At 63.6% G+C, this 8,507-nt stretch carries 5 protein-coding genes; 4 read left to right on the top strand and 1 reads right to left on the bottom strand.

All coding sequences use genetic code 11. From position 1 onward, the window contains the following. Positions 1-156 precede the first annotated feature (156 nt). The 4 genes from ACA514_RS47380 (at position 157) to ACA514_RS47365 (ending at position 6,173) form a co-directional block, all read left to right on the top strand. The gene (locus ACA514_RS47380) at positions 157-1,122 is read left to right on the top strand and encodes a hypothetical protein (protein WP_375048114.1); all 966 of its coding nucleotides are present in this window, start codon (positions 157-159) and stop codon (positions 1,120-1,122) included. 320 nt (positions 1,123-1,442) lie between these two features. Beyond that, the gene (locus tag ACA514_RS47375; RefSeq protein WP_375048113.1) at positions 1,443-3,374 is read left to right on the top strand and encodes a hypothetical protein; all 1,932 of its coding nucleotides are present in this window, start codon (positions 1,443-1,445) and stop codon (positions 3,372-3,374) included. Between the two features lie 1,179 nt (positions 3,375-4,553). Beyond that, positions 4,554-5,264 carry a Crp/Fnr family transcriptional regulator gene (locus ACA514_RS47370; RefSeq protein ID WP_375048112.1) on the top strand — a complete coding sequence of 237 codons (711 nt, stop codon included), beginning with the start codon at positions 4,554-4,556 and terminating at the stop codon, positions 5,262-5,264. Positions 5,265-5,474: 210 nt separating this feature from the next. Next, entirely contained in the window at positions 5,475-6,173 is a 699-nt protein-coding gene (locus ACA514_RS47365; protein WP_375048111.1) for a hypothetical protein, read from the top strand. A gap of 143 nt (positions 6,174-6,316) precedes the next feature. Here the strand turns inward: ACA514_RS47365 and ACA514_RS47360 are convergent, their stop codons facing one another. Continuing rightward, on the bottom strand, positions 6,317-8,317 hold the full coding sequence (locus tag ACA514_RS47360) for a hypothetical protein (protein ID WP_375048110.1): 2,001 nt from the start codon (positions 8,315-8,317) through the stop codon (positions 6,317-6,319). Between the last annotated feature and the right edge of the window lie 190 nt (positions 8,318-8,507).

Below are 8,507 nucleotides of genomic sequence, written 5' to 3'. Positions count from 1 at the left end.
ATCGGAGCTCCTGGTGGTCAAGATCGTCGCAAATCTCGATCTACCAGGAGCTCTCTCGTTGTCGCTCACGCCGCGCGGGACGCAACCGGCCCGTGACCTGCGGACTCAGGTTGGAATTTCCTCACTGGACCGGCATATCGACTAGAGTGTTTGCTCGTGAGTGACGCTGATGGTGATTCACCGATCGATCCGGTGTTTTGTGATGCGCGCCGCTTCGGGAGCTTTGCGTCCGCGGGCGGGTGGATGTTCGGCCTTATGGTCGCAAGAAGCGTTTACCGGGACGAACAGGTCGCGGGAAGGATCTCGGTGAGGGCTTTTGCCGAGGAGGCCGGCTGTGCGGTCGACCGGGTGCTTCGGCATTGGAACGCGTGGCAGGAAGCGGCTAGTGACGAGCTGGTCCCGGACGCAGGGACGCTGGTTCCGGGCGCTGATACAGAACTCCCCGAAGGCGATCTGTGGCCGAAGTACTATGCCGCGCCCGGCGCCTCCAGCGACAGAGGGCAGCGCGTGAGAGCCGAAGCCGAGGCCCTCGGAGCCAGCTACAAGAAGGCTTTGGAGATCACCGGGCACCGTCCGGCCATGAAGGCGGCGATCTGGGGTGATCACCAGACCGCAGAGGCGGCCAGGGAGGCACTGTTCTCGCGTCCGCAGGAGCGCACCGCCACACTCGCGCGCGCGCTCGCCGACCCTGACACCAGAAAGGCGGCCAAGGTCGAACAGAAACGAGTCGACCATCTGGAGTACGTGCGCCGGGCCCTGGAGGAGAAGACCGCCAAGAGCCCCGCTGGCCAGGTCGTCGAGCTCGGTCTGTCAGCCGACGAACTCGCCGACGAGCGGCTCAACGCGATCCGCGACGCCTGCCCCGACGCCGAGGCCGTCGAGCAGGCCTACGACTACGTCCAGGAGCTGGTCGAGCGAGCCGTTCGCGCCGACCCCGACCTTTACGTACGCGAACAGCGGGCCCGGTTCACGCGCGCCTTTTCGGCCACCTCCAGGAACATCCAGTCCATCGACCCCGACGACCTGATGGCAGTCGCCGATGAAGCGCTGGTCGACAGCCTCACCGATCTTCAAAACAGGGTGAACGACCTCGCCGCGACATTGAGAGCAGTGTGCGCGTAAGCAGCGTTCCAACTAGCCGGCCGTCAGCGGGGACGAACAATGGTTGTGATCCACGTGGTGGGAGTCGGTCACACTGCGTCACTCAACCTCGGCCCTTTCTGTCGTTGGCTGGGCAGCTACGCGGCCCTACCAGCCTGTGGTTGCGAGCGGCAGCCCGGGTGCCGCTCGCAGAAGGCGAGGGGCGACGGACCCGTGATCGGGCGCCTGAAGGGCAGGCACCGGTCGAGATGAGCGCCAAAGGTAGCGATTCTGATGCGTCCTTCTGGCAGCCCAAGGCACAATGAGCCCTGACCTGGTTCGTCGAGCTTAGGAGACCGTGCATGGCCCAAGCGGATTCGAAATCCGGGCTTCCGAATGAATTTCTGTATGCGATGGCCAAGGGCGGGAGTCCCGATTCTCCGGCGGTCCGCATGGTGGTCGAGCGGGTTCGCGTCATGGACGCAGGCTCGCAACGCGACAACCTGCTGCTGGTCCTGCTACGCGAGACGCTCACCGAAGCTGCACCCGAGTGGATGCTGAGGACAGCGGCAGAAACCGACCTAGGGCGAGAGGCCGGGACTTACCGCTCAGATTCGATGAAGTTGGCTGCGGCTGCGCTCTCCCATCCGTCCTGCAGCGACGTACTGCGCGAGGAGTTCCTGGCCCGCTGCACCACCCCTCAGCTCGCGACTCTCGGACGAGCGGACAGTACCGACGCGGTAGTGCGAGCCGTCGTTACGGAAATCCAGAGGCGCGGGCCGCACGGGCAACCGATGACGCGGGACCTGGCGGAGAATCCGGGCACGGCTCAACTCATACTGCGTGAGCCGGGACTGCACGATGACGTCTTTGCCGCGGCGTTCGCGCTCTTGCCCCAGCCTCCCGAAGCCGTTGAGGACGCTGGGGGCGACGCCGAGTGGCAGGCGTTCGATCAGGGGATGAAGGCATGGAAGGAGATGTGGGGATGGTTGGTCACCGTCCATGCCCATCGACACCGCGAGCTCGTTGACCGAGCACGAGACACAGCGGCCGAGCCCATCATTCGCGACCATCTCCTGGGGACCATCCCCTGGGACGTGGACCAAGCTCTTCTCGAGGAGCTCGCGGCGGAGGATCTGGCGCGTTTCGAGCGCAGTGTGCTGGTGACCCGGCTGTGTCGGGCCGTACGGGACGGAGCGTCCGCCGAAGAGACCCGTGCCCTGTTCACCGACGAGCTCGGTGCTCTGACCGCAGATGACAGGCGTCATGTGGAGGGGTACCTCACCGACTCCGAGTTTCTGCTGGACTTCGGATCCCGGTCCGCAGTTTCGTGGATGCGGCGCGCAGCGAACGATACTTGGCGTTACCTGCTCAATCCCGCAGAAGCGACGAACCACTACGGCGATCCGAAAACCTGGCGCGCATCGGAAGATTCACTTGCCCAACTCGGTCGCCGCTTCGCCGCAGCAGCGGTCCGGGCGCTGGAACTCTGGGAAGCGCCGGCCCCAACGAAGTTCCGAGAGCACGAGGACATTCTTTGGATACACGGCATGCTGCTTCACCTCCCTCACCTCACCGACGAGGTGAGGGCCAAGGTGCGGCTCGTGCTCCAGGCTGATCGGCGGATCCCCGAAGACCGGTGGCGGACGGGACGCATCCTCGGATGGAACAACGAGCGACGTCTGTCCGAACTACACGCGGCGATCGAGCGGATCATCGCGGACCCGGCGGCCTCCACCCGACGAAAAGCACTCGGCAATCCTCGCCAGGTGAGCGCCCGGGACCTCGCGGCGGCAACCGACGACGTCCTGCAGGACTATCTCAACCGGCACGCCGACGACGAGCTCATAGAAGAGGCGCTTCTCTCCTTCGCTCACCGCCCACGCTCCCAGGCCGTCTTCGTCGACGTGCTCACCCGGCACTCAGCGCCACAGACCGCGATCTTGAAGATCACCATGGATCTGCGGAGCCGGCTCGGCGGAGGCCCCAACCTTCGCGAGGCATGGACCCGTACGATCTTGGCCCTCCCCAACTGCTCCGACGAACTGGTTCGTGCCCTGCCCGCTTGGACCGTCCTCTCTATCGGAGGAGGCAGCGGCTACTCGCCTCCTCACGAGGCTGTCACCTCGGTCGTCATGACCACACTCGGTGAGGACGAAGCGGCCTGGGCGCGGTTCGCCGCGAACCCGTCATCTCATGCAGGCCCATATGCCTGGCTGAGGCTTGGCGAAATCCTCGACGCATCGAGATCGGGCACACCGTGGCCCAATCCCCGGGCGCCCAGGCGGCAGTGAGGACTGGGCACCTGCCGAAAACCACCTCCGCAGGCGAGAGGCCCAGGGTTGGCGAGCACCGGCACGAAGCCTCCGCCCGTCGCAGGGACCACGCCGACGCGACGGCCGCAGGATGATGGGCGGCTGTACTGTTGCGACTGGCCTCCCTTGTTCACGATCAACACCCTCGCGGTCCTGCGCCTGCTTCTGGGGCAGAAGCCGCCCCTGAGGGCGGCACGCTGATCCGGCTCGCATTCACTGACCCACATGGGGCCACATTTCGTCAGTGGCGTCCACATCCAGGAAGGCTGTTCGCGCTGGCGGGCCCTCGTGCAGGACGTCCGGGAGCAGCGGGTAAGCGAGCCACCGCCGCTCCTGCGCGAGCCGGGCTCGTGCCGCCCGCCGACAACCAGAACATGAGAGGCACAACGATGTCAGCGGCCGTGACGTAAGGTTGATGATGACCGCTTCGCGGTGCGGCCCCTCCCCCAGACTCCGGCGGCTTCTGCGTACTTTTTCACAGACAGGAGCGCACCTGTGAGGGATGCTGCAGGTCAGCAGCTTGTTCGCGGTACCCAGCCTGGACACTGCCGCACGAGGTAGGGCTCTTCAGAGGTGGAAGCCTGAGGAGACCCTACCTTTCCGTGCTGTCGATAGGGCCTTCCCCTCGATGCCGAGGTGGCTTACATTCAAGAGCACTCGCATCGTCCGTAGCGTCATGCGGCCCGCTTCCACTGTTCGCATCTTGGGTCGCACCGCTACCGCAGGTGAAAACAGGCTGGGTGAACCGCAGGGAGGCTGCCGTTGTCGTCGCTTGTTCTGTTACGCGTACCCGAATGGGCGAGGTCGGCAGCCCGGCCAGCCCTTACCTCTTAGCCCACCGGTGGCCAGGGCGATGTTGCCCGAGGGCGTTCCCGATTGGCTCATGGCAACGAGCGCGATCATCGCTGGACTTGCGATGCTCATCACCGCCTGTAGTCGGCTGGCTAAGGCGATCATGCCCCAGAACTCCAAGGACCGGTTGAGCTTCTGGACGGACCTTCGAGCCAAGCGATTGACGGACCGGATGGATCGTCGCAACCGTCGTGATCACCGACGACACTGCCCCCCGTCAGGCTGTTCAGGTTGCCGGCCCATGTACGGGTACACATCGTCCACCGGGTATGAGGACCCTGCGGGGTCCCCCCCGGGCCAAGAACCGTGACCGCCTTCGAGCCAGACTCGTTCTTTTCCGAACTCCTACCGGCGGAAAGGGCTGATCTGGAGTCTCGCGGACAGAATCGTAGCTTCGCTCAAGGTGAGATCCTCCAGAGGGAAGGCGAGAAAGATCCTTGGGTTGCCGTACTTCTCCAAGGTCGGGTGAAGGCATTTTCCTACCACGAGTACGGCGGCGAGACGCTACTGGCGATACGTGGTCCGGGTGCGCTCATCGGCGAGGTCGCCGCGATCGATCAGTTGCCCCACTCCGCCAACGTCGCAGCAATGGATCCGGTGCAAGCACTCGTCATTCCCAATGATAGTTTCATGGCCTTCTTGCAGGAACACGGCCGAGTCTCCGTTGTGATGCTGAGGACGCTCGCCCGGCGCTGGCGCGACGCTGACCGCAAACGAGTTGAGCTGGGCACCTTTGATGCCACCGGACGGGTAGCGGCCCGCTTGGTCGAGATGGCTGAGCGCTTCGGGACACCCCTTAGGGACCAAGACCGGTCAAGCTCCAACTCAAGAGCCACCTCCCCGAGCGTCCTTATCACGGTCAACATCTCCCAAGAGGAGCTGGCAGGTTGGGTCGGCGCCTCCCGCGAGGCAGTAAGCAAGGCACTTCGCACGCTTCGTCAGCATGGCTGGATCGAGACTGGTCGACGACGACTTGTCGTTCACGATCTCGAAGCGCTGCGTCACCGTTCTCGTTGACGTTCCTCGAACTCGCAGATTGACCAGTATCCCGCGCGGCGGACAGGGGTGGCCGCTAAGTTGCAAGACTTCCGGAGTGGTCGAGGTCGACTTTTCCCGGGTGTTCGAGGCGTTGTCGGCCTCGCGTGCGTTACTGTCGCCCGATCTGAAGTTCGTGGCGTTAAACCGCCACATGCGAGAGGCTGGCTGGCCAGCCGGCCAGGTGAGGAGATGATCGGCCGGGAGTTCTTCGCGGCGTTTCCGGGCGGGCCCACGGGTGAGGGGCCGCGGGCGCTGCGGACTTCGCTGGAGCGCGTCTTGGCCGAGCGGAGTGCGGCAGTGACGTCACGCCTGCTCGCCGAACACCCCGATGACATCACCGCACTGGCGCACACGCACGTCGATAGTGAGTTGACGGTCGTGAGCGGCTGCTCAGGCGGCTCGCTGCTGCAGTGTCGGATCCCGATATCTCTGGGTCGGTCGGGCCTGGAGCATTGCCCGGCCCCCATCGAACTCCAACTCCTGACCGATGAGCACTCGCGCCCCGACGACGCTCCTATTTGGTTGCGGCAGGTCACTCCTCTGCCTCATGAGCGCTCAATCGTCGCTGTGGCGATCAACACGCAGCCACGGACGCACATCGTCGCGGCTACCCGAGGGGGACACATCACCACGCTGCACGGCGGCGAAACCATCCCATGGTCCTGGCCTGCCGTGCGCTCGTACGACTATCTCGCCGACCTCGCACTGACCGTTGTCGAGCAGTCGCCGGCGCTCGTGCTCGTATCAGAGGAAGGCGTTGTGAGCATGGTTCGGCTGGACAGCGGCGCCGAATTGACGAGACGCAAGCTCTCCCCCGGAGACTGGCGGATCCACGCGATTTATCAAGTCGATGATCACAGCACGCTCATTACCGTGCCAGCAGTCTAGGCTGCGGCCCGTGCTTTTCTGCTAGCCACCAGTGCCCGGGTCAGTTCATCACGAAGAGACGGATCGCGGGCATGCTCATAGGTGATCCGGATCGCGTGCAGCCACTGCCGATCCACCTCTTCCCCTCGCCCTTGGCGGGAATTTCAAGAGAGATTTGTGCTCCCGACCCCCGCCTGTAGCCGGTCGGCAAGTTTCCGGGCAAGCTCGGCAGCGCCCAGGCCTCGCAACTGTGCCCTCAACCGTTCCACGCCATCCGTGTCGCTGATGTCGACCGCAGGGGCAGCCCGTGTAGCGAATTCCAGCGCAAGATCGTTGCGATTCATAGCTCCCAGTCGGTCCATAATACGCACCGCATCCGATGAATCAGTAATCTCGATCGCAGGTACGGCTCGTTCGGCCAATTTCATGGCAAGACCATCAGCCCCCAGATCTCGCAACTCGTACAACAGGATGACTACCGGCAACGCCTCGGTGACTTTTCCTGAAGAGACCGCCCTCTCGGCCAGCTTCAGCGCAAGGTCGCGGTCCAGCTCGCGCAGGGCGCGCAGCAGGATCCCAACACCGGAGTCGGTGACGTTGACCTCATCGACGGCTCGCCTTGCCAACCGGTCGACGAATTCACCTGCCCCCAGTTCCCGCAGCTCGTCCAACAGTTGCCCTGCTTCGTACGGGTCGCTGATGTCAGCTACGGGGATGGCTTGCGCGGCAAACCGCACGGCGAGCTCGTTAAGCCTCAGAGCCCGCAACTCCTTAATTACCCGAGCCACACCCTTACCGCTATTATCGACCACAGGTACACATCGCTTTGCCAAACCCACAGCAAGCCCTTCAACACCCAGCATACGAAGCTCTCTCAGCATGACCACCAACTCCGTCGCGCCAGCTATCTCCATCACAGGCGCGGCCCGCTCAGCCAACTTCTTAGCAAGGTGATCGACACCCATCTCTCGCAACTGACTTAAAAGCATTCCTGCATGTCCGTCGGTGACGTCGACGGCGAGAACAGCACGTTCGGCCAACCAGCTGACAAGGCCTTCAGTGCCCAGCTTCTGCAGCTCCTCCAATAGCCGCCTCACGTCGTACGCGTTACTCACACTGACCAAGGGCGTGGCTCGTTCGGCCAGCTTCCTGGCAAGGCCGTGAGCGCTTAGTTCTCGCAACTCACCCAGCATCCGGGTGACGCTGTATGCGGTTGTCACATCCACTACAGAGACAGCTCGACCAGCCAATTCCAGGACGAGGTCGCTATCCAGCTCCTTGAGTTCGCTCAGCAGTCGCATCACATCATTAGCATTGGTAACCGTAACTACAGTCACGGCCTGCTCAGCCAAGGCCAAAGCCTGCAGCCGCGCACCCATTTGCCGCAGGGCGTTCAACATTGCCGCCACACCACCGGCATTGTTAAGCGGAATTCCACGAAGCGAGTCGGCCAGGTCGCCGTGATCTGCGTCGCTGCGTGGAGATTCAGTCGTTTCGGAATCTGAGTACCGCGAGGCATCTAGATAGTGGAGAGCTTTCTCGAGCTGCTCACAGCGCTCCTCAGCCTGGGCACTGCGCTGACACGCTTGCTGCAGTTGACGGTTGAGGTCGCTGATCTCCTGCTCGAGTCGATGTTTCTCGGCCTCCACCGTCACGCGGTCAGCGTCCCAAGCTGCGCGTAGCTGACCGTTCTGATCAGTGAGTTCCTCGATCTGGCGGATACGGTCCGCCAGTTGCTCCTCCAGGGACCGGGCGTAACGTTGAGCCTCCTGCCACCCAACATGCGCGAGTTCGAGCTCATCGCTGACCCTGCGAACCTTGTATTCGTGTGGATGCGCAACCTGCAGCGCTTCTAGTTGCAACCCGATCAAATGATCGCGAACCGGCTGGGAGACCGCCCGCCCCTGCTCAGCCAATACAGCTAGCAACGTGTTGAGAAACCATTGATCTCGGGGGACCCGTTTGCCGTTGAGGTACCGCGACAAGGTTCCCTTGTCGACCGGGTACCGGCCGGCAAAGCGGTTGATCGACATATCCGCCGCGCTCCAGACAGTGCGCAACTCCCGCGTCCAAGCCGCCACCGCTGGGCTGAGTCCAGGGCTCAACGGCGCAAATCGGTCCGCACCGCGCGGCGCGGGCGACTCATGGGAGGCCAGATCGGTCATACCTCCCATCATCGGCATCGACCACCTGCCCAGGCAGCCCGGTAGCCAGCTTCGGCCGTTGCCGCTTGCCGCAACACCCCCTCAGGCACCGGTTGCGGCCTGGTGCAACCCGACGCGGAGCTGGCTTGCTGAAAACGCCTCCCGAAACCTGGGCGCCGCATGGTTCCAGAAGAAGCGGGAGGCACTTCGG

Origin of the sequence: Actinomadura sp. NTSP31, assembly GCF_041951385.1 — a bacterium.
Lineage (GTDB): Bacteria > Actinomycetota > Actinomycetes > Streptosporangiales > Streptosporangiaceae > Spirillospora > Spirillospora napierensis.
The sequence above is the reverse complement of the archived record's forward strand: the minus strand, read 5'-3'. Positions and strand labels throughout refer to the sequence as shown.

Coding starts and splice junctions, on each gene's coding strand:
- ACA514_RS47365 (WP_375048111.1), top strand. CDS start 5,475: ATGATCGGCCGGGAGTTCTTCGCGGCGTTTCCGGGCGGGCCCACGGGT.
- ACA514_RS47360 (WP_375048110.1), bottom strand. CDS start 8,317: ATGACCGATCTGGCCTCCCATGAGTCGCCCGCGCCGCGCGGTGCGGAC.
- ACA514_RS47375 (WP_375048113.1), top strand. CDS start 1,443: ATGGCCCAAGCGGATTCGAAATCCGGGCTTCCGAATGAATTTCTGTAT.